The sequence below is a fragment of the Micromonospora sp. LA-10 genome (assembly GCF_051853095.1).
Taxonomy (GTDB): domain Bacteria; phylum Actinomycetota; class Actinomycetes; order Mycobacteriales; family Micromonosporaceae; genus Micromonospora; species Micromonospora echinospora_A.
The window spans coordinates 1,924,652-1,949,265 of sequence record NZ_CP195710.1; the positions used below are offsets into that span (position 1 = coordinate 1,924,652).

At 74.2% G+C, this 24,614-nt stretch carries 20 protein-coding genes, 3 tRNA genes and 1 pseudogene; 9 read left to right on the plus strand and 15 right to left on the minus strand.

The features are described from left to right. Positions 1 to 31: 31 nt before the first annotated feature. The 5 genes from ACSDG8_RS08945 to ACSDG8_RS08965 all read right to left on the minus strand — a co-directional run bounded on the left by ACSDG8_RS08945 (position 32) and on the right by ACSDG8_RS08965 (position 2,810). Positions 32 to 1,486: a response regulator transcription factor gene (locus tag ACSDG8_RS08945; RefSeq protein WP_439427794.1), complete on the minus strand. Its 1,455-nt coding sequence runs from the start codon at positions 1,484 to 1,486 to the stop codon at positions 32 to 34. A 128-nt stretch (positions 1,487 to 1,614) separates the two neighbouring features. After that, on the minus strand, positions 1,615 to 2,433 hold the full coding sequence (locus ACSDG8_RS08950; RefSeq protein WP_439427795.1) for an isocitrate lyase/PEP mutase family protein: 819 nt from the start codon (positions 2,431 to 2,433) through the stop codon (positions 1,615 to 1,617). 112 nt (positions 2,434 to 2,545) lie between these two features. Then, positions 2,546 to 2,620: transfer RNA gene (locus ACSDG8_RS08955), tRNA-Val, on the minus strand. A gap of 12 nt (positions 2,621 to 2,632) precedes the next feature. Further along, positions 2,633 to 2,703, minus strand: a tRNA-Cys gene (locus ACSDG8_RS08960). Positions 2,704 to 2,737: 34 nt separating this feature from the next. Beyond that, positions 2,738 to 2,810, minus strand: a tRNA-Gly gene (locus tag ACSDG8_RS08965). 275 nt (positions 2,811 to 3,085) lie between these two features. On the opposite strand from ACSDG8_RS08965, the gene ACSDG8_RS08970 reads away from it, so the two are divergent. Beyond that, positions 3,086 to 3,688, plus strand: coding sequence for a TetR/AcrR family transcriptional regulator (locus ACSDG8_RS08970; protein ID WP_210898313.1), 603 nt, complete (start codon positions 3,086 to 3,088; stop codon positions 3,686 to 3,688). A 6-nt stretch (positions 3,689 to 3,694) separates the two neighbouring features. Here ACSDG8_RS08970 and ACSDG8_RS08975 read toward each other — a convergent pair whose 3' ends face one another. After that, on the minus strand, positions 3,695 to 4,519 hold the full coding sequence (locus ACSDG8_RS08975; protein WP_439427796.1) for a hypothetical protein: 825 nt from the start codon (positions 4,517 to 4,519) through the stop codon (positions 3,695 to 3,697). Positions 4,520 to 4,709: 190 nt separating this feature from the next. Here ACSDG8_RS08975 and ACSDG8_RS08980 point away from each other — a divergent pair, with 190 nt between their 5' ends. The 4 genes from ACSDG8_RS08980 (at position 4,710) to ACSDG8_RS08995 (ending at position 8,434) form a co-directional block, all read left to right on the plus strand. Beyond that, positions 4,710 to 5,378: a class I SAM-dependent methyltransferase gene (locus ACSDG8_RS08980; protein WP_439427797.1), complete on the plus strand. Its 669-nt coding sequence runs from the start codon at positions 4,710 to 4,712 to the stop codon at positions 5,376 to 5,378. After that, the gene (locus ACSDG8_RS08985; protein WP_439427798.1) at positions 5,339 to 6,550 is read left to right on the plus strand and encodes a cytochrome P450; all 1,212 of its coding nucleotides are present in this window, start codon (positions 5,339 to 5,341) and stop codon (positions 6,548 to 6,550) included. The genes ACSDG8_RS08980 and ACSDG8_RS08985 overlap by 40 nt, the downstream gene beginning before the upstream one ends. A gap of 133 nt (positions 6,551 to 6,683) precedes the next feature. Further along, positions 6,684 to 7,616: an ABC transporter ATP-binding protein gene (locus ACSDG8_RS08990; RefSeq protein WP_439427799.1), complete on the plus strand. Its 933-nt coding sequence runs from the start codon at positions 6,684 to 6,686 to the stop codon at positions 7,614 to 7,616. Next, positions 7,613 to 8,434 carry an ABC transporter permease gene (locus ACSDG8_RS08995; RefSeq protein ID WP_439427800.1) on the plus strand — a complete coding sequence of 274 codons (822 nt, stop codon included), beginning with the start codon at positions 7,613 to 7,615 and terminating at the stop codon, positions 8,432 to 8,434. The genes ACSDG8_RS08990 and ACSDG8_RS08995 overlap by 4 nt, the downstream gene beginning before the upstream one ends. Positions 8,435 to 8,449: 15 nt before the next feature. On the opposite strand, the gene ACSDG8_RS09000 is transcribed toward ACSDG8_RS08995, so the two are convergent. From ACSDG8_RS09000 to ACSDG8_RS09015, 4 genes are read right to left on the minus strand one after another with little or no spacing between them, the layout of a single operon-like run. Beyond that, complete coding sequence (locus tag ACSDG8_RS09000; protein WP_439427801.1) at positions 8,450 to 9,127, minus strand: response regulator; 678 nt, start codon at positions 9,125 to 9,127, stop codon at positions 8,450 to 8,452. After that, positions 9,124 to 10,785 carry a sensor histidine kinase gene (locus ACSDG8_RS09005; protein WP_439427802.1) on the minus strand — a complete coding sequence of 554 codons (1,662 nt, stop codon included), beginning with the start codon at positions 10,783 to 10,785 and terminating at the stop codon, positions 9,124 to 9,126. Before ACSDG8_RS09005 ends, ACSDG8_RS09000 begins: the two co-directional genes overlap by 4 nt. Before the next feature lie 46 nt (positions 10,786 to 10,831). Beyond that, the gene (bioD, locus tag ACSDG8_RS09010; protein ID WP_184683543.1) at positions 10,832 to 11,557 is read right to left on the minus strand and encodes a dethiobiotin synthase; all 726 of its coding nucleotides are present in this window, start codon (positions 11,555 to 11,557) and stop codon (positions 10,832 to 10,834) included. Then, positions 11,554 to 12,699 (minus strand): 8-amino-7-oxononanoate synthase, encoded by a 1,146-nt coding sequence (locus ACSDG8_RS09015; RefSeq protein ID WP_210898329.1) that lies wholly within the window; start codon positions 12,697 to 12,699, stop codon positions 11,554 to 11,556. The genes bioD and ACSDG8_RS09015 overlap by 4 nt, the downstream gene beginning before the upstream one ends. A 156-nt stretch (positions 12,700 to 12,855) precedes the next feature. On the opposite strand from ACSDG8_RS09015, the gene bioB reads away from it, so the two are divergent. From bioB to ACSDG8_RS09030, 3 genes are read left to right on the plus strand one after another with little or no spacing between them, the layout of a single operon-like run. Then, positions 12,856 to 13,851, plus strand: a complete 996-nt coding sequence (bioB, locus tag ACSDG8_RS09020; RefSeq protein ID WP_210898330.1) for a biotin synthase BioB — start codon at positions 12,856 to 12,858, stop codon at positions 13,849 to 13,851. 7 nt (positions 13,852 to 13,858) lie between these two features. Beyond that, on the plus strand, positions 13,859 to 14,074 hold the full coding sequence (gene bsaP, locus ACSDG8_RS09025; protein ID WP_210898331.1) for a biotin synthase auxiliary protein BsaP: 216 nt from the start codon (positions 13,859 to 13,861) through the stop codon (positions 14,072 to 14,074). A gap of 3 nt (positions 14,075 to 14,077) precedes the next feature. Continuing rightward, a complete protein-coding gene (locus tag ACSDG8_RS09030; RefSeq protein WP_210898332.1) occupies positions 14,078 to 14,584 on the plus strand; it encodes a GNAT family N-acetyltransferase in 507 nt (168 codons plus the stop codon). Between the two features lies 1 nt (position 14,585). On the opposite strand, the pseudogene ACSDG8_RS09035 reads toward ACSDG8_RS09030, so the two are convergent. The 3 genes and pseudogenes from ACSDG8_RS09035 to ACSDG8_RS09045 all read right to left on the minus strand — a co-directional run. Further along, positions 14,586 to 14,807: pseudogene (locus ACSDG8_RS09035) on the minus strand (DUF488 family protein); the annotation flags it as partial. A 196-nt stretch (positions 14,808 to 15,003) separates the two neighbouring features. Further along, the gene (locus tag ACSDG8_RS09040) at positions 15,004 to 17,439 is read right to left on the minus strand and encodes a non-reducing end alpha-L-arabinofuranosidase family hydrolase (protein ID WP_439427803.1); all 2,436 of its coding nucleotides are present in this window, start codon (positions 17,437 to 17,439) and stop codon (positions 15,004 to 15,006) included. Positions 17,440 to 17,646: 207 nt separating this feature from the next. Next, positions 17,647 to 20,532, minus strand: coding sequence for a glycoside hydrolase family 9 protein (locus ACSDG8_RS09045; protein WP_439427804.1), 2,886 nt, complete (start codon positions 20,530 to 20,532; stop codon positions 17,647 to 17,649). A gap of 428 nt (positions 20,533 to 20,960) precedes the next feature. On the opposite strand from ACSDG8_RS09045, the gene ACSDG8_RS09050 reads away from it, so the two are divergent. Next, the gene (locus tag ACSDG8_RS09050; RefSeq protein WP_210898335.1) at positions 20,961 to 22,526 is read left to right on the plus strand and encodes an aldehyde dehydrogenase family protein; all 1,566 of its coding nucleotides are present in this window, start codon (positions 20,961 to 20,963) and stop codon (positions 22,524 to 22,526) included. A gap of 172 nt (positions 22,527 to 22,698) precedes the next feature. Here the strand turns inward: ACSDG8_RS09050 and ACSDG8_RS09055 are convergent, their stop codons facing one another. Continuing rightward, positions 22,699 to 23,811 carry a GNAT family N-acetyltransferase gene (locus ACSDG8_RS09055; RefSeq protein ID WP_210898336.1) on the minus strand — a complete coding sequence of 371 codons (1,113 nt, stop codon included), beginning with the start codon at positions 23,809 to 23,811 and terminating at the stop codon, positions 22,699 to 22,701. A gap of 80 nt (positions 23,812 to 23,891) precedes the next feature. Beyond that, a complete protein-coding gene (locus ACSDG8_RS09060) occupies positions 23,892 to 24,596 on the minus strand; it encodes an amino acid-binding protein (protein WP_210898337.1) in 705 nt (234 codons plus the stop codon). Between the last annotated feature and the right edge of the window lie 18 nt (positions 24,597 to 24,614).

Genomic DNA, 24,614 nt, shown 5'->3' on the forward strand with positions numbered 1-24,614 from the left:
GCCTCAGCACCTATCTTCGGAAATCCCCTGGTCAACGCGGCTGTCGGGCGTGCTCCAGCCAGATCCGCGCCGCCCGTACCCGCCGGTTCGTGTCGCCGCCGGGCGTCAGGTCGAGCTTGACGAAGATCGCCCGCAGGTGGGCGTCGACGGTCCGTTCGGAGACCACCAGCTGCGCTGCGATCCCCGCGTTGCTGGCGCCTTCGGCGAGCGCGGCGAGCACCTCGCGTTCGCGCGCCGTCAGCCCGCCGACCGACACCGGGCCCGCGCCGGCCTCCGCCCCCGCGCCGGACGCGCCCGGCGAGCCCGCCCCCGCCGGGCCCGCCGCGTCCACTGCTGGCCCGGCCGGGACCGCCGGCTCGATGACGTTCGTCGTCCCCGCCGCGCCGCCTCCGTTCGTACCCTCTGCGCCGCCTCGCGGCGTCACCGGCGCTGTCGGCGGCACTGCCGGCGCGGCGGTGAGCAGCGCCGCCAGCCGGCCGGTGCCGGCCCACGCCCCGCCGCCGACGGCAACGGTCAGCGCCGACACGACCAGGGCGACCGACGTCGGGCCGAGGGACGAGCCGGGAGCGGCCACGAGCGTGCCGGCGCCGACCACCAGCAGGGCCGCGGCGGCCAGGCCGGTGCCGCGCACCACGGTGGCGACCCGGCGCGGCGCGGCGGCGCCCCGGGCGGCGGTGACCGCGCAGGCGACGGCGAACACGGCGGCGCCGGAGAGAGCCACCAGGAACGCCACCGAGCCCAGCGACGGCTCGACGTCACCGGGGGCGCGGGCGACGGCGAGGAGCAGGCAGAAGACGACTGTCAGCGGCGCGGCGGTGGTGGCCGCGGCGGCCACGCCGAGCCGTGCCCGCACGCTGTGGTGCGAGCCGAGGGCGGCCCGCCAGAGCGTCGCCGGCAGCAGGAGCAGCGCCGCGACGCCGAGCAGGGTGATGGTGGCGCCGGCCGGGGCGAGCGCGGTGCGCCAGGACTCCCCCGCGATCGTCGGCAGCCCGTCGAACGGCTCGCTCGCCGTCGTCAGCAGCGCGTTGACGAGCGTGGCCGCGCCGAGGGCGGCACCCACGTACCGGTGTGTCATCGGGGTGGCCGTGCCGGTGCGGACGGCGGCCGAGGCGGTCAGCTGCAGGAGCGCCAGCGGCGGGATCCACGCCGAGTTCCATGCCGCGACGGCCGGCCCGGCCCACGGATACCCGGCCGCGACGGCGGCCACCGCCACGACGGCGAGCGCCAGGTACGCCAGCAGGGACGCGGCGAGCCCGGCCGCCAGCCGGCCGGCGGCAACGTGGCCCGACCGGCCGAGCCGCAGCGCGGCGAGCGCGCTGCCCACGGCGGCCGTCGCCAGGGCCACGGCGCCAACCGGGTCGCTGGCGAAACCGCCGTGCCCGGCCGCGCCCAGGGCGGCGAGCGCCGCGACGCAGACGGCTGCCGTGGCGGTGGTGAGGCCGGGCAGGCTCCGCAGCGCGGGCACCGGGCGGACGACTGCCGTCATTCGCGGCGTCCCCGTCGGGACGGGCTGCGACGACAGCCGTTCACCGCCCGCCGGCTCGGACGCGGGATGACGGCCACCGGCACATTCAACCCGCTCCCCCGCCCCCAGGTCGATCCCGTGCGGCCGGGTCAGTCCCGCATCAGCTCGTTCAGCTCGCCGAAGTCGAGCCCGCCGGCGAGCGCCTCGTACGTCCCGGCGCCGAACACCTCCGCCGCCGCGCGCCGGACCACCGCGTACGCCGACTCGGCCAGCGCCGGTCCGAGGCTCACCCGGGCCACCCCGAGCCGGGCCAGCTCGGCCACCGGTGGCGCGCCCGGCCCGGCCAGCACGTTCAGCGGGGCCGGGATCGCCGCCGCCAGCGTGGCCACCGTCTCCGGCTCCACAGTCCCGATGACGAAGATCCCGTCCGCGCCGGCGGCCAGGTACGCCTCGGCGCGCGCGACGGTCTCCGGTACGCCTCCGGCGCCGCGCAGGTACGTGTCGACGCGGGCGTTGACGTACAGCGGGATGCCGGCGCGGTCTGCGGCGGCCCGGACCGCGGCGAGCCGGGCGACCTGCTCGTCGACCGGGCGCAGCGGGCCGCCGCCGTCGTGCCGGGCATCTTCGATGTTGATGCCGACGGCTCCGGCGGCGAGGACCGCGGTGACGGTCTGGGCGACCTGCTCGGGGTTGTCGCCGTACCCGGATTCGATGTCGGCGGTGACCGGAAGGCGGACCGCGTCGGCGACGCGGCGGATGACGTCGACGGCGGTCTCCCGGGCGAGCAGGTCGCCGTCCGGGGCGCCGCGGCTCCAGGCGACGCCTGCGCTGGTGGTCGCGATCGCCTGGGCGCCGGCCGCGGCGACGAGCCGGGCGCTCAGCGCGTCCCAGGCGTTGGCCAGGATCAGTGGCTCACCGGGCCGGTGCAGGGCGCGGAACCGCTGGGCTCGGGTCTGTTGATCGTCCACCGGGCCAGTCTGGGCGCGGCCGCGCGGGCGCGGCAATGGCCAGCGGCGGGGCACTGGACTGATCGATGACGACGAGAAAGGCCGTGTCGAATGATCGACACGGCCTTTCCGCTGGTGGGCGATACTGGGTTTGAACCAGTGACCTCTTCCGTGTCAAGGAAGCGCGCTCCCACTGCGCCAATCGCCCTCGTCTACTGCGAGGTGGAGACGGGATTTGAACCCGTGTACACGGCTTTGCAGGCCGTTGCCTCGCCTCTCGGCCACTCCACCGAGGTTGCCCCCGAACTGCGTGGCGGCATCTCCGAGCGGACGACGGGATTCGAACCCGCGACCCTCACCTTGGCAAGGTGATGCGCTACCAGCTGCGCTACGTCCGCACGCCTCCGGTGTTAACCGGTGACGGATGAGAACTTTAGCCGAGCCCGGGAACGGTTGCCAAATCGGGTCCCGTTTCCGGCGCATCCGCTGGTGGCGGGCCGCGCTCGCCCTCAGCTTCCTAGGAGCCTGGGTGGTTGGCACCCGAAAGCACCGGCAAGCGCTCCCACCTGCGGAAGCAGACCGGCGAGTCGAGTGTCCGGCATCCGACTGCCCGGCCGCCGACCAGCCGCCTCGGTAACTCCCCGTGGTCATCCGGATGGGTTACCGTAACGCCGTGACGAGACGAGCCGCCGAGATCCGCCTGGACGCGCTGCTGCGTACGGCCTGCGAGGTGATCGCGGAACGAGGGCTCGCCAACACCCGCACGGCCGACGTGGCAGAGGCCGCCGGGGTCAGCCAGGCGCTCGTGTTCTACCACTTCGCCACCAAGGACCGGCTGCTCGCCCAGGCGTTCGCGTACGCCGTCGACCAGGACCTGAACCGGCTCGACGCGGTGCTCCGCTCCTCCGCGCCGCCACTGGCGAAACTGCGCCGCATGCTGCGGCTGTACGCCCCGACTGGGCGCGCCACCTCCTGGTCGATGTGGATCGACGGCTGGGCCGAGTCGCTGCGTACCCCGGAGCTGGAGAAGCTCTCCCGGCGGCTGGACCTGCGCTGGCGGCAGGACCTGGCCACGGTGATCACGGACGGGGTCGCCGAGGGCACGTTCGACTGCCCCGACCCGGCCGGCGCGGCCTGGCGGATCAGCGCGGTGATGGACGGCCTCGCGGTCCAGCTCGCGGTGCACGAGCGGGTGATCACGCGCCGCCAGATCGCCGAGTGGATCCGCCTCGTCGCCGCCCGCGAACTGGGCCTGGAACCCAGCCAACTCGACTGACCGCGCTCAGGGCCAGTTCGGGCGGGCGCGTTCGAAGGGCGGTGGCAGGGCCTCCGGCTCGGTGGCGGCGGACGGGCGCAGCAGGCGGCGCATCCGCAGCAGCAACCCGGCGCCGAGGAACAGCAGCAGGCCGCCCAGCAGGAACGCGGCCTGCACGAGGCCGAAGCCACCGCTGTCCGCCACCGGTCGCCCGGCCACACCTCCGGGCGGTGGCTCCACCACTGCCGCGTCGGTCGGCTCGTCGGTCACCGGTTCGTCGGTGGGTGGCTCCTCGCTCGGCGTCTCGGAGGGCTCCACGCTGGTGGGTGCCGGCGTCGGCGAAGCCTCCTCCCCCACCACCTGCCGGGTGGCGGTCCGCCGGGCCAGCAGGCGCAACTGCGGGTCGTACGCCTCGGCGGCGAAGCTCACCCGCCCGCGCGCCACGTCCTCGGCGAACGCCACCCGGTAGCGGGCGGTCACCGTACGGCCCGGGCAGAGCACACCCGGGTCGAGTTGCCTGTCGGTCAGCCGGGCGGTGTCTCCCTCGGTGCGGATCTCCAGCGGGAACGACCCGCTGTCCTCCACCCGGTCGACCTTCAGCTGGTCCAGGCGCAGGCCCTGCACCCGCACCACCATCGACCAGCGCACCTTGACACAGCCGCCCCCGTCGGAGCGGGAGACCACGGCGGACAGCGTCTCCACCCGGTTCCCGGCGGTGAACTCGTCCGGCAGGCCGCTCAGCTCGGTGGAGAAGGCGGCCGCCGCCCGGGCGGGCAGGGCTCCGCCGTACCCGGTCCCGGCCACGAAGGTCAGCACCAGTCCGATCCGCAGCGCGTGCCGCCACTCGCTCACCACGCCTCCTCACCCTCGGTCGTGTCCACAGGCAACGCTAGGAGCGCGCCGGGCACGCCGGTAGACGGGCGTGTTCGCATCCAACGCCACAACACGAGGGCCCTTTCACCGAGCGTGGTGAACCGGTCACGACCTCACCGCGACACGCCCGGGATGCGGGCCGGGAAGCCCGGTGGGACACAATTCTCCGGTGTCCGAGCTGTCCGCCGCGTTCGTCAGGCTGCACGCCCGCCTCGCCCCCGTGGCGTTCGTGCCCGAGGTGCTGCTGCACCAGGCCGACGAGCCGATCGGCCTGTGGGAACTGACCGAGGGCGAGTTCCGCAGCGCCCAGCCGCCGCCGTTCTGGGCGTTCGCCTGGGCCGGCGGGCAAGGTCTGGCCCGCTACGTGACCGACCACCCCGAGGTGGTCGCCGGCCGCCGGGTGCTCGACCTGGCCTCCGGCTCCGGCCTGGTCGCCATCGCCGCCGGCCGCGCCGGCGCGGCCGGCGTCCGGGCCGTCGAGGTGGACGAGCGGGCCGTCGCGGCCGTCGCGCTCAATGCCGGGGCCAACGGGGTACGCGTCGACGCCGAACTCGGCGACATCCTCGACTCCGACGCGGGCGACGCCGAGGTGGTGCTGGCCGGGGACGTCTTCTACAGCGAGGCGATGGCCCGCCGGATGCTGCGCTTCCTGCTCCGGGCCGCCCGTTCCGGCGCCCGGGTGCTGGTGGGCGACCCGGGCCGGGCGTTCCTGCCCCGCGAGCGTTTCCACGAGCTGGCCGCGTACGACGTGCCGGTGTCCGAGGCGCTGGAGAGCGTACGGGTGAAGCGCACCACCGTGTGGGAGCTGGACCCGAACCCGCCCGGCGCCCGCCGCTAGCGTTACCGCGTGCTGTTCCGGGCTGGGGGGAGTCCGTCGACGAGCAGTGGCCGGACGCGGCCACGGTTGTCGACCACGTCGGGGTGCCGCACCTGGTGGTGACCCGGCACGCGCTCGTACGCCAGGTGCTCACAGACCCGGTGACGTTCCGGCCGGACAACGCGCTCGACGCGGTCACCCCGCTCCCGGTGGCGGCGCTGCGGGTGCTCGCCGGGCACCGGTTCCGGCTGCCACCGACGCTGGCGAACAACGGCGGCGCCAGCCACCCGGAGATCCGGGGCATCGTCGCCGACGCGCTGCACCCGCACCGGGTGGCCGCCCAGCGTCAGTGGCTGACCGGGCTGGTCCGGGAGCGGGTGGCCGCACTGGCGGCGGAGCTGGACGCGGGCCGCCCGGTCGACCTGTACGCCGGTCTCGCCGCCGACCTGCCGCTGCTAGTGCTGGCCCGGCTGGTCGAGCTGCCGGACGCGCCGGTCGGCGCGGTGAAGGACTTCGCCCGGGCCGCGCTGGAGCTGTTCTGGGCGCCGCTGGACTCCGCCCGGCAGCTCGCGCTCGCCGCCGAGGTCGGCCGGTTCCACACCGTGCTGCGCGAGTTCGCCGCGACCGGGGGCGGGCTCGCCGCGCGGCTGCGCGACGCGGGGCACTCCCCCGACGTGGTCGTCGGCGCGCTGTTCTTCCTGCTGGTCGCCGGTCAGGAGACCACCTCGCAGTTCCTCACCCTGCTGTTGCACCGGCTGGCCGGGGAGCCGGCGGTACGGGCCGGGCTGCGCGCCGGCACGGTGGCGGTGGACGACGTGGTCGAGGAAGGGCTGCGGCTGGAACCGCCGATCGTCACCTGGCGGCGGGTGGCAGCCGCGGACACGATGCTCGGCGAGCTGCCGGTGGCGGCGGGCACCAGCGTGGTGGCGTGGCTGGCCCGCGCCGGGCGCGACCCGGCCGTGGTCGGCGCGCCGGGGGAGTTCCGCCCCGGGCAGCCCGGCTCACGGCGGCACCTGGCGTTCGGCGCCGGGCCGCACCGCTGCGTCGGCGCGCAGCTGGCCCGGATGGAGGCCGCAGTGGTGGTCGCCGAGGCGACCGCGCTGCTGGACGGCGTGACTGTGGTCCGTCCACCGTGGTGCCCGGACAACCTGACCTTCCGGATGCCCGACGCGTTCGTGGTCCGTCGCGCCTGAACCCTGCGGGTGTTAACAGGGGGCCCTTCCTCTACCGGAGGCGTTAATAAGGGGCCCTTCCTTACGAAAGTCAGGGTGGGTGGCTGCCGTTCGACGGCAGTGCGGCGGCACCGCCGCGCAATAGCGTCGCCGCATGATCACACTTCGTGGGTTGACGAAACGGTTCGGCGGGGTCACCGCCGTGGACGACCTGACCGTCGAGATCCGCCCCGGCCAGGTCACCGGGTTCCTCGGCCCGAACGGCGCGGGTAAGTCCACCACCATGCGGATGGTGCTCGGCCTGGACCGGCCCACCGCGGGGCAGGCGCTCGTCAACGGCCGGGACTACCGCACGCTGCGGCACCCGCTGTACGAGGTGGGCGCGCTGCTCGACGCGACAGGTGTGCACCCGGCCCGTTCCGGCGTGGCGCACCTGCGGGCGATGGCGCGCAGCAACGGCGTACCGGAGCGGCGGGTGGCGCAGGTGCTCGACCTGGTCGGTCTGGACGCCCGCGCCGCCGGTAAGCCGGGCCGGGCGCTGTCGCTGGGCATGGGGCAGCGGCTCGGCATCGCCGGCGCGCTGCTCGGCGACCCGCCGGTGCTGCTGCTCGACGAGCCGGTAAACGGACTCGACCCGGACGGGGTGCGGTGGATCCGCGGGTTCACCCGCCGCCTGGCCGACGAGGGACGCACAGTCCTCGTCTCCAGCCACCTGATGAGCGAGATGCAGCAGACCGCCGACCGGCTGGTGGTGCTCGGGCGCGGACGGCTGGTGGCGGACGCGCCGCTGGCCGAGCTGATCGCCGCCCGGCCCGCCGCCTCCGTCCGGGTACGCGGGCCGGAGCCGGCCGCGCTCGCCGCGCTCGGTGACCGCCTGGCCGCCGAGGGCGCGACTGTCACCGCCGACGAGGGCGGGCTCGCGGTCGCCGGCAGCACCGCCGGCCGGGTCGGTGACCTGGCGCACGAGCTGGGGGTACGGCTGCACGAGCTGACGCCCGTCGCCCCCTCCCTGGAGGAGGCGTTCCTGGAGCTGACCGCCGACAGCGTGGAGTACGCCGCCGGCCTGACCGGAGGTGGAACGCGATGACCGCACCGTCCAGGCTCGACCCGGCCCGGCGGACCACCCGGCCCGCACCGGCCGGAAATCCGCTCGCCGGGGCGGTGGCCGCCGAGTGGACCAAACTCTGGTCGGTGCGCTCCACCTGGTGGACACTGCTCGCGGCGGTGCTGACCATGGCGGCGAGCAACGCCCAGCTCGCCATCTACGCGAGCAATGCCAACACCGACGACGATCCGACGAACAACCCGGGCATGCTCGACGTCGGCGAGATCGTTGCCGGGTCACTGGAGCTGACCCAGTACGTGGTGCTGGCGCTCGGCCTGTTCGCGATCACCAGCGAGTTCACCACCGGCACGATCCGCACCACGCTGCGGTGCACCCCATCGCGGGGGCGGGTGCTGGCGGCCAAGGCGATAGTGGTGGGCGCTGTGACGTTCGGCCTCGGGCTGCTGCTCGGCGCTGTCGGCGCGGCGGCGGCCCGGCCGGTGCTCGGCGAGTGGGGCCGCGCCCCGCTGGGCGGCACGGTGGCCGACGTGGTGGCCGCCGCGGCGTACCTGGCGCTGGCCGGTGTGCTGGCGCTCGGCCTGGCGTGCGCGCTGCGCGGCGCGGTCCTCACGCTGACAGTGCTGTTCGCGCTGCTGATGATCGTGCCGCTGTCGTTGCGGGAGCCGGACATCACCGTGCTCACCCGGATCTCCGACGCCTTGCCCGGCGTGGCCGGCAACCATTTCCTGGCCGGGGACACCGCGCCGTACCCGGCGGCCGTGGGCCTGCTGGTGCTCGCCGCCTGGAGCGCCGCCGCGCTGGCGCTGGGCCGGTGGGCGCTGGCACGGCGCGACGCCTGAGCGGGGCAGGGCTGGTCAGCCGGCGGGCGGGACCAGCCCTGCCTCGTACGCGAGGATCGCCGCCTGCACCCGGTTGCGCACGTCCAGCCGGGTGAAGATGCTGGTCAGGTAGCTCTTCACGGTGCCCTCGACCAGGTGCAGCCGGCGGGCGATCTCGGCGTTCGACAGTCCCGCACCGACCAGCGCCAGCACGTCGCGTTCCCGGTCGGTGAGTCCGGCCAGCCGGTCCCGCGCGTACGGGCCACGGGCGAGCCGGCCGCCGCTCAGCTCGATCACCCGGCGCGCGACCCGCGGCGACAGGTACGCCCCGCCGTCGGCCACCGCCCCCACCCCGGCCAGTAGTTCCCGAGGGTCGCCGGACTTGAGCAGGAACCCGGCGGCGCCGTGGCCGAGCGCGCGGGCGATCAGGTCGTCGTCGCCGAACGTGGTGAGCATGACCGCCGCCGTCTCCGGCACCAGCCGGCGGATCTGCGCCGCGGCGCTGAGCCCGTCGCAGCGGGGCATCCGGATGTCCAGCAGCGCCACCCGGGGCCGGTGTGCGCGGACCAGCTCGACCGCCGCGAGGCCGTCCTCGGCCTCGCCGACCACCTCGACACCGGGGTCGGCGGCCAGGATCGTCCGGACCCCGGCCCGGACCAGGGCCTCGTCGTCGGCGAGCACCACCCGCACCGGACGCCCGCACTCGTCGCTCATGGTGCGATCTGCTCCTTGCTGACCAGCCGCCCGTCGGCGAAGCAGAGCTGCCAGGTCGCCTGGGCGAACGGGAAGTTGCGGTCGGTGTAGTACTCGCAGCCCGGGAGGGCACCGGTCCCCGGTGGATCGACCTGGCGGCGGGGCAGTTCGAGCGCGTCGCGCGGCTCGCCCAGCCGCAGCCGTTCGAAGCCCGCCTGGTCGAGCACCGCCCCGGCCGTGGCGAGCGGGTAGTAGACCAGGGTCAGCACCAGGGCCAGTCCGGCGGGCGCGCCGAACGCCACGAGCAGGCTGCGCCGCAGCCGCCGCCGGGCCTCCCGCAGCCGGCGCTCCCCGTCCCCGTGTCCGTCCCGGCCGCGTACGCCGACGCGTCCGGCGCCGAGCGGGTCGATCTCCGTGAGGTCGTCGTCGCCGGGTCGCGGGGCGGCCGCCCCGTAACCGTCAGCCAGGCCGCTGACCGGCGAACCCGCGTCGGCGAGGGCCGGCGTCCCGGAGGCCCGGATCGGGCCGGCGACCGGTGAACCGGCGTCCGCGCGGCCGGGCGGCGGCGTGGCGGGACGGCCCGCGTCGGTGAGCGGGAGGTGTGCGGTGACCGCCCAGCCGCCGTCGCGCGGGCCGGCGTCCAGCACGCCGCCGGCGAGGCGTACCCGCTCGCGCAGCGCCACCAGGCCGGAGCCGTGCGACGCCGGTCCGGGCAGCGGGCCGACCGGTGGCGCCGGGTTGACCACCGCGACGGTCACCGCGTCGGCGGCCCGGGTCACCTCGACCACGACCGGGGCGTCCGGGGCGTACCGGGCGGCGTTGGTGAGTGCCTCCCGGACCACCCGGTGCACGGCGTGCGCCACCAGCGGCGGCAGCTCGGCGGCGTCGGCACGCAGCTCGACCGCCATCCCGGCGTCGCGCGCGCCGTCGACCACGTCCGCGACCGACTCCCCCGGCGGTCGCAGCGTGTGCTCCTCGCGCAGCACACCGACCACGTCGTGCAGCCGTTCCGAGGCGGCGGCCACGCTGGCCCGCAGCTCCCCCGCCGCCGCCCGATGTGCCGGGGACAGGTCCGGCGCCAGCTCCAGTGCCCCGGCCCGCAGCGCGATGAGGCTCAGGTCGTGGCCGAGCGAGTCGTGCATGTCCTGGGCGATCCGGGCCCGCTCCCGCAGGCGCACGCGCTCCACCACCGCCCGCCGTTCGTCCTCCGCGTGCCGCCGCCCGGCGTCGGCGAGCGCCTGCTGCTGGCGCCGCAGCCGGCCCAGCAGCCAGGGAAAGACCCCGGCGAACAGCAGCACCGAGGCGAGCATGAACCAGGTGGCCGGGTCGGTGCCGAGCAGCCCGAGGTTGAGCACGGTGCCGGTCACCGCGATGGCGGCGAAGACGACAGCGGCCGGCGCGGCCCGGGCGCTGCGCAGCCCGGCCAGGTAACCGAAGACCGGGATGGCGAAGACCACGTTTCCGTCGACGAGCGAACCGGCGACCACGACCAGCACCGCCGCCAGCGGCCATCGGCGGCTCACCGCCACGGCCAGCGCGAGCAGGGCCAGCACGACGCCGTACAGCGGCAGGTCGTGCGCCTGCCACGGCGGACTGATCCGGCCGGCCGTCACCGGCGTCGCGAGCACCGCCCAGACCAGCAGGTCACCGGCCCGGCGTTGTCGTTCGCGGGGTTCCACGGCGGTCACGCTACCCACGCCCGGCCGGGCCGGGCACCGACGAAAGTCAGGTCTCCTCGGCCCAGGCGCGCCAGTCGTCGAGCACGCCGTACAGGGCGGGGGTGAGCCAGCCCGGCGCGGACCGGCGGAACACGCCCGGGTCCATCCCGCCCGCGCCGGCCGGCACCGCGCCGAGCAGGTTCGGCACCAGCTCGGACAGGTTGAGCCAGTGCACCAGCTCCGGCTCGGCCGGCCAGGCGCCGATCACCACGCCGGCCGGTACGGCCCGCCGTTCCAGCGCCTCCAGCGTCAACGCGGTGTGGTTGAGCGTGCCGAGCCCGGCCCGCGCCACCACCACCGCGGGCGCGCCGAGCGACACCGCGAGGTCGGCGACCGTCCACGGCTCGCCGGACGGGCGCAGCCCCATCGGTACGAGCAGACCGCCCGCGCCCTCGATCAGCACCAGGTCGTGCTTGTCGGCTTCTTCGCGGATCGCGTCGACGGCGTTGTACAGCTCCAGCGGCGGCAGGTCGGCGACCCGGGCCGCGGCGAGCGGCGCGAGCGGATCGGGGTAGCTGGCGAGCGTCCGGCCGGTCAGCGGGGCGGCCAGCCGGGTCACCGAGTCGACGTCGCCGGGCTCACCGGTGGCCGTACCGGTCTGGCCGGGCTTGACCACCGCGACCCGCAGCCCGGCGGCCTGCGCGGCGGCGGCGACGGCGGCGGTCACCACGGTCTTGCCGATCTCGGTGTCGGTGCCGGTCACCAGCACCGGCCCGGTCCAGCCGTCACTCATGAGACCTCCCGCGCACACTCCACGATCACGTCCAGGGCCCGTTCGAAGTCGGCCCGCCGCACCCCGGCGCTGACCGTGAGGCGCAGCCGGGAACGGCTGTCCGGGGTGGACGGCGGACGGAAGCAGCCGACCGCCACGCCCCGTTCCCGGCAGGCGGCGGCCCAGGCGGTCGCCGCCTCCGGGCCGGGCGCGGTCACCGAGATCACGGCGCCGTCCGGGGCGGAGACGGGCAGTCCCGCCCCGCCCAGCCGGCGTACCGCCGTCGCGACCCGGTCGGCCAGCTCGGCGCGCAGCGCGTCGCCGTCGCGGGCCAGGCGCACGGCGGCGCGTACCCCGGCCACCACGGCGGGCGGCGGCGCGGTGTCGAAGATGAAGGTGCGGCCGGTCTCCACCAGGTGGCGGACGAACTCCGCCGGCCCGGCGACCACGCCACCGGCCCCGCCGAGCGCCTTGGACAGCGTCGCGGTGACCACCACGTCGGGCGCGCCGGCCAGCCCGGCGGCGGCGGCCCCGCCGGCCCCGGCCGGGCCGGTGACGCCGAGCGCGTGCGCGTCGTCGACGAGCAGCAGCGCGCCGTGGCGGCGGGCCACCTCGTGCAGCTCCGCGAGCGGGGCCAGGTCGCCGTCGACGGAGAAGACCGACTCGGTCACCACCACGGCCGGGCGGCCCGGCGCGGCGGCGAGCGCCGCCGCCACGGCTGCGACGTCGGCGTGCGGCGTCACCAGCGTCTCGGCGCCGGAGATCCGGCAGCCGTCGATCAGCGAGGCGTGGTTGTGGGCGTCGGAGACGAGCAGCGTACGCGGCTGCGTCAGGCCCCGGACGGCGGCGAGGTTGGCCAGGTAGCCGGAGGAGAAGACGAGCGCCCGGTCGACGCCGAGCCAGTCGGCCAGGTCGTCCTCGAGCGCGTGGTGGGCGTCGGTGGAGCCGCGCACCAGGCGTGACCCGGTGGCGCCCAGCCCGTACGCGGACAGGGCCTGCGCTGCGGCGGCGGTGACCTCCGGGTGGGTGGCCAGGCCGAGGTAGTCGTTGCCGGCCAGGTCGACCACCGCGTCGTCGGCGGCCCGGGGGCGCAGCGTGCGGGTCAGCCCCGCCCGGGCCCGCAGCTCGGCGCGGCGGTCCAGGGCCGCCAGCCAGTCCGCCACCGTGCCGTCCCCTCCCGCCGACCCCCGCCCCGCCGGGCGCTTCCGCGGGGCGAAGTTACCACCCGTCCCGAGGGGCCCGGCGTGGCGCGGTCCCGGCTCGCCGGGGCTGCTGGCGGCGGTTTCCCGGCCCCTCGGTGGCCTGTTAGGTTACGAGCCATGCCAGAGATCCTCGACCAGGCCCGGGAGCGGGTGCTGGCCAACGGTGTCGGCCTCGACGAGGCCGGTGTCCTCGCGGTGCTGAACCTGCCCGACGAACACCTGCCCGCCGCGCTCCAGCTCGCTCACGAGGTCCGGATGCGCTGGTGCGGTCCGGAGGTCGAGGTCGAGGGCATCGTCTCGCTGAAGACCGGCGGCTGCCCGGAGGACTGCCACTTCTGCTCGCAGTCCGGCCTGTTCACCTCGCCGGTCCGGTCGGTCTGGCTGGACATCCCGGCGCTGGTCGAGGCCGCGAAGCAGACCGCCGCGACCGGGGCGACCGAGTTCTGCATCGTGGCCGCCGTGCGCGGCCCGGACGCCCGGCTGATGAAGCAGATGCGCGAGGGTGTGGCCGCCATCCGGGCCGAGGTCGACATCCAGGTCGCCGCGTCGCTCGGCATGCTCACCCAGGAGCAGGTCGACGAGCTGGTCGAGATGGGCGTGCACCGCTACAACCACAACCTGGAGACCTGCCGCTCCTACTTCCCGAACGTGGTCACCACGCACTCGTGGGAGGAGCGCTGGGAGACGCTGCGGATGGTCCGCGAGTCCGGCATGGAGGTCTGCTGCGGCGGCATCCTCGGGCTCGGCGAGACGGTGGAGCAGCGCGCCGAGTTCGCCGCGCAGCTCGCCGAGCTGGACCCGCACGAGGTGCCGCTGAACTTCCTCAACCCGCGGCCGGGCACGCCGCTCGGTGACCGCCCGGTAGTGGAGGGCAAGGACGCGCTGCGCGCGATCGCCGCGTTCCGGCTGGCCATGCCGCGCACCATCCTGCGGTACGCGGGCGGCCGCGAGCTGACCCTCGGTGACCTGGGCACCCGCGACGGTCTGCTCGGCGGCATCAACGCGGTGATCGTCGGCAACTACCTGACCACGCTGGGTCGCCCGGCGACGGCCGACCTGAAGATGCTGGAAGACCTGAAGATGCCGGTGAAGGCGCTCTCGGCGACCCTGTGAGGCAGCGGTGACCGATCTTTCCTCCGCCCCGGCCGTCCCCGGCGCGCTCTGGTGCGACAGGTGCGGCGAGTCGGTCGCGGCCGGGCCGCATCCGGCGTGTGAGGCGGCCCGGGCGTGGGAGCCGCCGCGCTGGTGCGCGTCCTGCCGGCGGCGAATGAAGGTGCAGGTCGTACCGGCCGGCTGGTCGGCGGTCTGCGTCGAGCACGGCGAGCGGCGGGGCTGAGGCGTGCTGCGGGGGCGGGCGGTGACGCTGCGGCCGGTGACCGACGCCGACGTGCCCGCGCTGGCCGCGATCCGGGCCACCCCCGAGGTGCGCCGCTGGTGGCGCGGCGGGGACGACCTGGCCGCGTCGGTGCGGGCCGACCTGGCCGACGACGCGCTGACGACGTTCGTGGTGGAGCACGAGGGCCGGCTGGTCGGCGCGATCCAGTGGTACGCCGAGACCGACCCGGACTACCGGCACGCCAGCCTGGACGTCTTCCTCGACCCGGCGGTGCGCGGCACCGGGCTGGGCGGCGACGCGGTCCGCACGCTGGTCCGGCACCTGATCGACGAGTACGGCCACCACCGGTTCACCATCGATCCGGCGGCGGCGAACACGGCGGCGATCCGGGCGTACGCGAAGGTGGGTTTCCGCCCGGTGGGCATCATGCGCCGCTACGAGCGCGGGGCGGACGGGCGCTGGCACGACGCGCTGCTGATGGATCTGCTCGCCGAGGACCTGGCCGGCTGAGTCAGCCGGCCCAGAGCAGGTGCCCGTCGGGCAGCCGGCGGGCGCCTTCGGCGGGCCGGTGCGGGCTGAGCCGGCCGTCCGGCATGAGGTGCGACACCGGCACGCCTCGACCGAGCACGGCGACGTCGGCGATCAGCCGCCGGTGGCAGCGCCACCAGACGCTCTCGCTGCACATCACAGCGGTTCTCCGCAGCGCGGCGTCGGCCAGCACCTCGTCCACTGCGGCGTCGAAGTCGGGCGTGCGGGTGTACGCGGCGTACGCCCGGCGGCCCCGTGTCCGACGGTCAGCAGCTCGCGCTCCACCGCCCCAGCTTGCCCCGGCTCGCCGCCGTCCGCGCGCCGGCCGGGCCGGCCCACCGGAAAGGGCGTGCCCGGCACCGCACGGGTGCCGGGCACGCTTGTCTCGAACGGTGTGGCGGCTAGCGCTGGAGGGTCAGCACACCCGGCCGCCACGGCAGCAGGTTGTAGTCGCCTCCCGCACTGGGGTTCTTGCCCTGGTACAGGAGCTGCAGGTTGCAGGCGTCGACGGTCTTGGTCTGGTCGGGGTTGGTGCGGACCAGGTCACCGTGGCTGATGTCGTTGGTCCACGTCGCGCCGCTGTTGGCCTTGCCCGCGAAGGGGTTGCTCTCCGTGGCGGCCTGCGGGGTCCACGAGCCGCCGAGGCTGTTGGACGTGAAGGACCGGAAGTAGCGTCCCTGACTTCCGATCGCCTCGACGATCATGAGGTACTGGTTCTGGCCCGCCACCTTGTAGACCTCGACGCCCTCGAACAGGTTGTTCGTCGAGTCGGTCATGATCGTCGTGTAGTTCGAGCCGAAGCTGCCCGGGAAGTTCCCGAGCGGCATGCTCGACCGGTAGATCTTGCCGTTGTCCCCGGCGAAGAACAGGTACATGTTCTGGTCGTCGCCGATCAGGGTCTGGTCGATGACGCCGTACGGGGCGTCGGGCAGGGTGGCGGTGGACAGCGTCTGCGCCGAGGACCAGCCGTTGGCGTTCGTCGGGTCGCTCGACGTCTTGTAGCTGAACGAGGTCGGTCCCCACTGGTACGCCAGCACCCAGATGTTCTTCGGCGCGAAGTACAGCAGCGTGGGCGCCACGGTGCCCTGGCTCATTCCGTTCTGGCCGGCCGAGGCCATGTCGGACCAGTTCGTGAACGTGCTGAAGTTCATCGAGCTGTACTGGCCGCTGCTGTTGACGTACGACCCGTAGACCAGGTGCTTGCCGTTGTAGACCACGTTGGTGAAGTCCTTGAGCGAGACCCAGCCGTTCTGCGGGTTGGCCAGCGCGCCGGTGGACGACCACCGGTAGGTCGACGGGAGCGAGCAGCCGCCCGGCGGGGGCGTCGTGGTCGGGGGCGGCGTGGTCGGGGGCGTGGTGCCACCGAAGTCGGTCCGCCACTGCTGGTTGGTCTGTCCGTGGCAGTCGTACAACTGGATCTGCTGGCCGTTGCCGGTGCCCCAGACGTCCAGGCAGCGGCCGGACTGCACGCCGCTGATGGTGCCGTTGGAGTTGATGTTCCACTGCTGGTTGGACTGGCCGTTGCAGTCCCAGATGATGACTCCGGTGCCGTTGGCGGTGGCCGCGCCGTTCGCGTCGAGGCACTTGGTGCCGTAGACCATCAGCTGCTTGCTGGAGGTGTACGTCCACTGCTGGTTCGACTGACCGTTGCAGTCGTAGAGCTGTACCCGGGTGCCGTTCGTCTGGGTGGCGTTCGGCACGTCGATGCACCGGCCCGACTGCACGCCGACGATCCGGCCGGCGCCACCGCTCGGCGGCGGTCCCGTGGTCGGGGTCGTGGTCGGCCCCGAGGTCGGGGCGGCCGCGTTGAGGACGTTGAGGACCGAGTTGTACGCGGCCTTCTTGTTGCCGCCGCCGTCGAACAGCAGCGGGCTCTCGTTGGAACGCCACGAGTCGCTGTCGCGCACGCCCCAGACCGTGATGCCGATGCAGCGCGGCACGTTGATGCACGCCTGGGTCAGCCCCGCGTACTGGCTGGTCGAGGAGTTCGTGACGTCCACCTCGGTCAGCGCCACGTCCACACCCAGCGCGGCGAAGTTCTGCAACGTGGTCTGGAAGTTGCCCGGCAGCGAACTGCCGCCGGTGAAGTGGGTCTGCAACCCGACGCAGTCGATCGGCACACCACGGGACTTGAAGTCCCGGATCATGTTGTAGACGCCCTGCGTCTTACCGTACGACCAGTTCTCGATGTTGTAGTCGTTGTAGCACAGCTTCGTCGACGGATCGGCCGCCCGCGCGGTGCGGAACGCCACCTCGATCCAGTCGTTACCGGTGCCCTGCAGGTTGGAGCTGCGGCGGCTGCCGTCCTCGTTGAACGCCTCGTTCACCACGTCCCACGCGGCCAGCTTGCCCTTGTAGTGGGCCATCACGCCGTTGATGTGGTCGATCATCGCCTGACGCAGGTTGCTGCCGTTCAGGCTCTGCATCCAGCCCGGCTGCTGCGCGTGCCAGGCCAGCGTGTGCCCTCGGACCTTCAAGCCCCGCTGGGTCGCCCAGTTGTAGATCTGGTCGCCGGAGTTGAAGTTGAACTGGCCCCGCTGGGGCTGTGTCGCGTCCGGCTTCATCTCGTTCTCGGCCGTGATCATGTTGAACTCACGCCCGGCGATCGTGCTGTACGTCGAGTCGCCGAGCCGGCCCGCCGCGATGGCGGTGCCGAAGTACCGGCCCGACTGCGCGGCGGCCGCGCCCAGCGTGCTCGCGGCCGCGTTCGCCGACGGCATCATCACCGCGACGGCGGCCACCGTCACGACGCTGACCGCGCCGGCGAGCAGCGCTCGGACGGCGGGCGATCGCCGTCGCCGACTCCCGCCGCGATGAACGGATGGGCTCATTGCCATCTTGGCCTCCTTGCTGGCCAACACCCAGGCCGTCGGGGCGGGACGACTGGACGTTTCGGTTGGGTATCTAGCTTTGTCGATGCTTCCACCACGCATCGACGGGGACAATGGTGTTTCGGAAAAGTTTCGGAACGTTTTGGGCCGCGCGCCGCCGGCGCGGCGTGGCCGGTCACCCGGGGTGCGGTGCCGGCCACGCCACGTCGACGGTCAGGAGACCGTGCAGGCGGTCCCGTTGAGCGTGAAGCTCGCCGGCCTCGGGTTGGCGCCGGTGTGGGTGCCGTTGAAGCCGAAGCTCGTCGACGCCCCCGGCGCCAGCGTGCCGTTGTAGGACAGGTTCGACGCGGTCACCGCCGTGCCCGTCTGGGTCACATTCGCCGACCAGGCCTGCCCGACCTTCTGCCCGGCGTTGCCGAACGTGAACGTCAGGGTCCAGCCGTTGATCGCCGTGGTGCCGGTGTTGGCGACGGTGATGTTCGCGGTGAACCCGGTGTCCCAGGTGTTCGCCGTCCAGGTCACCGCGCAGTTCCCGCCGGCAGGCGGCGCGGTGGTGGTCACCGTGACGCCGGGCGAGGCGGGCGAGACGTTTCCGGCCGCGTCCACCGCCACCACTGTGAAGGTGTACGTGGTGGAGGCGGTCAGCCCGGTCACCGCCAGGGTGGTGCCGGTGGCCGAGCCGACCAGGACGTTCCCGCCCCGGTAGACGCGGTAGCCGGTGACGCCCACCGCGTCGGTGGACGGACCCCAGGTCAGCGTCAGTCCGGTCGAGCCGATCGCGGAGGCGGTGGGGGTGCCGGGCGCGGTCGGCGGGGTGGTGTCGGGCGCCGGGCCGGCGGGCGTGGTGACGCTGACCGCCGCCGACGACGCGGAGCGGTTGCCGGCGCCGTCGAGCGCCCGCACTGTGAACTGGTACGTCCGCTCGGGCAGCAGCCCGGTCACCGCGAGCGTGTTGGTGGTGGCGGTGCGCAGCACCAGCGCGTCGCTGCCGGTCTGCGACTGGGTGATCTCGTAGCCGGCCAGTCCGCTGCCACCGGTGTCGGTGGACGCGGCCCAGGTCAGCGTGAGCCCGCTCGACGTGACGGCGGACGCGACAGGGGTGCCGGGCACGGTGGGCGCGGTGGTGTCCGGGGTGACCGGTCCGGGCTCCTCGCCCCAGACCCGTACGCCGCCGGAGTAGAGCGGCACCTTGGGGTTGGGCCCGGCGGTGGCCTGGTACGACGGGTCGTTCGTCGGGTCCCAGGTGCCGCCCTCCGGCACCCCGATCTTGAACTGGACCTCCATCCGGTGCTGCGACTGCCCGGCGGGCGCGATGGTGTAGCCGGTGCAGTCGACCTCGACGTACCAGATGTCGCCGGAGAACTGCTTCGCGGTCGACGGCGACGGGCAGCCCTGCGTGTAGCCGGGGGTCACGGTCACCGGTCCGGTGCCGTCGGGCCGGAAGAAGTACCGGAACTTACCCGTGGTCAGCGCCCGGGCCGGGAATGCCGACTTGTTGTAGATGATCGCCTTGAGCCCGGTGGCGCGCGGCTCGGCCTGCATCACTGTGGTCTCCACAGTCATCTCGTCCATGTCGGGCGTCTCGGCGGACGGGAAGCCGGCGCGCGGGCTGCCGCCGTACTCGTTGGCGAGGCGGGCCAGCGCGGAGGTGAAGCCGGCGTTGTAGTCGGTTGCCACCTCGTTCATCACGTAGTCCGACCGGCTGTCGGTGTACGCGTCGTTGGCCGAGGACGGGCCGCCGACGAGCGCGCCGTAGAGCACGTGCCGGGTCTCGGTGGGCACGGTCTGGCTGTCCCACCAGGAGCCGTGCGCGGTGCGGTGGTGCGGGTTGCGCGGCGAGTTCGCGCCGAAGCCGATCTGGTAGCTGGAGTTGCGCGGGTTGTCGCCGAGCGCGTAGTTGATCTGCCGGACGGCGAAGTCGTGGTAGCGCGCCTTGCGCGTGGTGTCTGTGGTCTTGTCGCTGTAGACCAGCGCGGCGAACGCGGTGTTGGAGGCGTACCGCAGCGCGCCCCACGAGTCGAGCACCGCCATTCCGCCGGGCGAGTACGGCACGCGCTGCCCGTTGACGCCCACCGTCCAGTAGTCCAGCCACCGGTTGGCGTCGTCGGCGTACTTCTGCTTGCCGGTCAGGTTGGCCAGCAGCACGTACGCGCCGAACTGCTTGTTGTCCCAGGCGATCGTCCACTTGTAGGAGCGGGTGGTGGACTGCGGCTCGGTGCCGAGCTTGTCGTACTCGCTCTCCGCCTTCGCGAGGTAGGTCGCGTCACCGGTGGCCCGGTAGAGCCAGATCGCGCCCCAGACCAGTTCGTCCTGGTAGCCGCTCCACGACTTGTAGAAGCTCGTCGCGTCGGTGATGCACTCGTGGTAGTTCTTCCGCACGGTGTCGGCGAACGTGTAGAGCTGCTTGGCGTGGCCGAGCAGCTTGTCCGCGTAGGTCGCGTCGGTGGGGCGGAACACCATGGACGAGGCGGCCATCGCGGCGGCCGTCTCCCCCGCCAGGTCCGCGCCGCCACAGCTCGCGTCGATCTTGTACGCGGGCCGCGCCATCGGCATCACCTCGGCCGGGCCCCACCACTTGTGGTCGTCGTCGCCCTTGCCGACCTGTCCGTAGAGGACGTTCGGCGCGGGGTGCGCCTTGACGAAGTAGTCGTTGACGAAGCGCAGGCTGTTCAGCAGGTGGGTGAGCTGCCCGGAGGCGACGTAGCCGTCGCGGTACTCGACCGCGCCCCAGGCCAGCATGGTGGCGCTGAACGCCATCGGGAAGCCGAACTTCACGTGGTCACCGGCGTCGTACCAGCCGCCGGTGAGGTCGACGCCGACGTCGGCGCCGTCGGTGAGCGCCGAGTCGCCGCGCCAGGAGACGCGGTTCCACGAGGGCTTGCGGCCGGACTGCTGCGCCTCGTAGAAGAACAGCGACTTCTGCAACGCCTCGGCGTAGTTGAACGTGGCCGCGGCCTGCGCGGCGGCGGGTACCTCCATGGCCGACGCGGGCGGCGCGGCGGCGACGGCCGTGGCCAGGCCGACGGCCAGCGCGGCGCCGGCGGCGAGCAGCCGGCGCAGCCGCGACCGGCCTCCGGGCGGCGGTATCGGACGGGGCATGGCGAGCTCCTGTGGCTGGCGCCGCGCGACAGCCGGAGCGGGGACGGCGCTTGAGGCTCCGGCTGCCGCGAGGCAGTGGTGGTGGGGTGACCGCGGGAGCCTCGGGAGCGCTCCCATGGATAAGCGACAATGTAATGGGCCCGCAACACGTTGGGAAGGCCGTCGCCGGTGGACCTCGCCGGACGTACTGGCGGGTAACCAACGGGAGCTGGATCACACCATCGATGCTCCTCGATATTGAGGCGGCTCGTTCCCAGCTCAGCGGCATCGCGACGGCGACGAACGCACCACTGACGGCCCTGTCCGGGCCGCCGCCGTCCTGGCATACGAGCGTACGGTTGCCCGCCCGCTCGGCACCGCGCGACAGTACGCCTCACCTGCGGTGCCATCGACGCCGCCGCTCCCCGGACAACCCTGAGGAGATCGCGATGGCTCTACGACTCGCCGAGGGCACCTCCTGGTCCGACACGCTCGCCCGGGCGGTGGCCGCCACACCCGAGGCATTCGACACCACACCCGAGGGCGTACCCACGCTCCACAATCTCGTCCAGGGGCAGTGGCGCGCGCTCGGCACACCGGCTCCGGTCCGTACCCCTGTCGACAACACGGTCCTCATCCACCTGGCCCGGCTCGACGCCGAGGCGGCGCGCGGCGCTGTCGCCCACGCCGCGGCAGCGCACCGGGAGTGGGCGCGGACCCCGCTGCCCGAGCGCATCGCCCGGGTCACCGACGCGCTCGACGCGCTCACCGAGCACCGCGACCTGCTCGCCCTGCTCCTGGTCTGGGAGATCGGCAAGCCGTGGCGGCTGGCCTGCGCCGACGTGGACCGGGCGCTGGACGGCGTGCGCTGGTACGTGGGCGAGATCGAGCGGATGCTCGCCGACGGCCGGGAGCCGCTGCCCGGCCCGGTCAGCAACATCGCCTCCTGGAACTACCCGATGAGCGTGCTGGTGCACGCCGAGCTGGTGCAGTTGCTGGCCGGCAACGCGGTGATCGCCAAGACGCCGTCGCAGGGCGGCGCGGTCTGCCTCACCGTCGCCCACGCGCTGATGCGCCGCGCCGGACTGCCCGCCACCCTGCTGTCCGGCAGCGGCGAGGAACTGTCCGAGGTGCTCGTCCGCGCGCCGGAGATCGGCGCGGTGGCGTTCGTCGGCGGCCGCTCCAACGGCGGCAAGGTCGCCGCCGCGCTGCTCGACTGCGACAAGCGGCACTTCATCGAGCAGGAGGGCCTCAACGCCTGGGGCATCTGGAACTTCTCCCAGTGGGACTCCCTCGCCGCGCACCTGCGCAAGGGCTTCGAGTACGGCAAGCAGCGCTGCACCGCGTACCCCCGGTTCGTGGTCCAGCGCGACCTGGTCGACGAATTCCTCGACATGTACCTGCCGGTGGTCCGCTCGATCCGGTTCGGCCACCCGCTCGCCGTGGGCAACGACTGGTCGGCCGGCGACCCGCTGCCCGAACTGGACTTCGGGCCGCTGATCAGCGCCGCCAAGGCCGAGGAGCTGCGCCGCAAGGTCGAGGAGGCGGTACGCGGCGGCGCCGTGCCGCTGCACCGCGGCAAGCTCGACGGCGCGCCGTTCCTCGACGGGCAGGACACGTCCGCGTACGTGGCGCCGGCCGTGCTGCTCGCCCCGCCCGGCCGGTCCCGCCTGATGCACGCCGAGCCGTTCGGCCCGGTGGACACCATCGTCGTGGTGGACACCACCGACGAGCTGCTGGCGGCGATGAACGCCTCCAACGGCGCGCTCGTCGCGTCGCTGGCCTGCGACGACGAGGAACTGGCCGGCAAGCTGGCGGTGGATCTGCAGGCGTTCAAGGTGGGCATCAACAAGCCCCGCTCCCGGGGCGACCGGGACGAGCCCTTCGGCGGCCGGGGCGCCTCCTGGAAGGGCGCGTTCGTCGGCGGCGACCTGCTGGTGCAGGCGGTGACAGTGGGCGGCGACGGCCGGCTCTACGGCAACTTCCCCGACTACAGCAGCTACCCCGCCACCTGATCCCCGCGAACACGGACGGGGCCCCCGCATCGGGGGCCCCGCCGTGTCACCGTCCCCCGCATCGGAGGTCGGTCCGGGTGGCGCGCGAACGCGCCGGTTGCGGCCCTCCGGTCGTACCCCTCGGGCGTGCCGCGCCGTTGCGGCCCACCTCCGTGGTCCGGCCGGACGGCCGTCAGCTCATCCCGGCCGCCGCGCCGGTCGCCGCTGGTGCGCTGGGCACCGCGTCACCGCCGGACGCCGGCTCGACCGTCGACGGCGCGGGAACCAGCGGAAGCGTCACGGTCAGCACCGCGCCTTCGCGTTCCATCGCCACCGGCCGGTCCAGGCGGCGCAGCGTCCGCAGCATCGGTCTGTTCTCGGCCTGCACGTGCAGCAGCACGGCGGCGTACCCGGCCCGATCGGCGTGACCGAGCAGGCGGCGCAGCAGCGCCGAGCCCAGGCCCCGGCGCTGCCAGTCGTCGCGGACCAGCAGCGCCGCCTCGGCCTCGTCGCCCTCACCGAGCAGGTTCGCCATCGCCACGACCGGCTCCGCCGCCCCGCCGGAGCCCGCCGTGGCGAGCAGGGTCACGCCCCGGGCCGGCTCCAGCAGCCGGCGCAGCCGCGCCGGCGCCGGGTCCGCCGCCCCGCTCAGGTAACGCCGCTGCCGGCTGCGCGCCGAGCAGGCCGCGTGCAGCTCGCGTACGCCGGGGACGTCCTCGGCCGTCGCCGCCCGCACCGACACCTCCCCGCCGTCGGGCAGCACCAGCGTGACCCGGTCGGTGTCCCGGCGGGCCAGCACCGCCGCCAACTCGACCAGGGCCTGCGCCCGGGCGTACTCGGCCGGGGTGAAGCTCGGCTCCCGGCGGTGCAGCTCGTACGCGCCGCCCGCCGGGTCCGCGAGCGCCATGGTCGTGCCGCCCACCCCGCCCGGCGCGGTGGCGGGCGTCGGACGCCAGGTCACGGTGTCGGCGCCGAGCAGCGTGCGCAGCGCCGCCCCGGTCGCCTCCGGGTCACGGACCAGCCGCCCGGCGAGCCCGAGCACCCGGGTCGGCTCGTCGGCCAGCCCGCGCGCCTCGCTGCGCGCGACCCAGCAGTCCCGGCCCCGGCCGCGCTCCACGGCGGCCCGCAGCTCCGCCTCGGTGACGTGCTCGGGCGCGTCGACCAGAAAGTCGTCGACCGCGCCGGCCTCGGTGGTGTGCACCTGCACGCTGAGGATGTTGACCCCGCGCAACGCGAGGCTCGCCGTGAGCACCGACAGGTAACCCGGCCGGTCGTCCACGGTGGCTCGGATCCGCCACAGCGCCATGGTTGTCTCCCTTCCTCGACACCGACCATGCCGTGCCCCTGTTGCGGGCCCGTTGCCCCGGGGTGACGCGGCCCGTCCGGTCAGGTGACGGTGGTCACGGGTGGCGTGCCGACCAGGTCCAGCCGGTCGCCGAGGATCACCGCGCTGGCACGGACGATCTGAGCGAGCCGGTCCACCTCGGTGGAGTGGAACCCGGCCGCGGCCAGCGGCTCGCTGTGGTCGCGGGCGACCACCAGGACCAGGCCGGCCCGGCCGAACGGCGCGACCGCGTAGTGGTGCCCCTCCGGGCTGGTGATGGACCGCGCCCGCAGCGGGGTCACCTCGGGCAGCCGGGGCGGCGCCGGCGCCCGCCAGCTCGCGTGGCCGATCGCGGCGACGCCCGCCTCGCCGCTGCGCGAGGCCCAGTCCAGCGGTACGACGGCGGCCACCGCCCAGTCGGCGGCGAGCAGCCCGGGAGCCGCGTCGACGAGCGTGGCCACCCCGTCGGCCGGGTTGGCGGCCACCTGGGCGAGCAGCTCCGCGTCCTGCCCGGTGGTGGTGGGCGCGCCAATCGCCCGCCACACGCCGTCCACCCGCACGCCGGGGATCGCGGCCAGCCCGGCGAGCATCCGCTCCACCCGCGCCGCGCCCGGCCACACCACTGTGAAGTCGTCCACCGCCCGGCCGCCGAGCCGTTCCAGGACCACCACCTGCACGATGTCGGCGCCGGAGACGCCGAGTGTCCGGGCCACCTGGCCGAGCGTGCCCGGTCGGTCCGGCAGGGTCACCCGAACTCTCAGCAGCATGTTTGATCCCCTCCGCTC